The sequence below is a fragment of the Clostridium sp. ZBS2 genome (assembly GCF_023845855.1).
GTDB lineage: Bacteria > Bacillota > Clostridia > Clostridiales > Clostridiaceae > Clostridium > Clostridium aquiflavi.
In genome coordinates, this window is record NZ_JAMQIF010000146.1 from 1 (window position 1) to 280 (window position 280).

Below are 280 nucleotides of genomic sequence, written 5' to 3' on the forward strand. Positions count from 1 at the left end.
CACGCATTTCCTACCACCAGCTCAAACAGCGAATCCTTCTCATGGTGGCACCACGCGTGATATAAATGGTGATAAAGCTGCTCAACGCTAAAGATTCTTTTCTCTACCGCGTCTTCAAGATCGGCGACACAATAAGAAATATCATCTGCGGCTTCCATAATCCACGTTAATGGAAAGCGACTGTAAGGCGCTAACTGCAGTTCTTTACGTAACCTCGCAATATACTTCTCTTCAGAAAGATAATAGCCCGGTTTCTTCATTAAATAGCGATGGGAATCCG

At 44.3% G+C, this 280-nt stretch carries 1 pseudogene; it reads right to left on the reverse strand.

The annotated features are described in order from the left end of the window. A pseudogene (locus NG918_RS16760) lies at nucleotides 1-280 on the reverse strand (hypothetical protein); the annotation flags it as partial.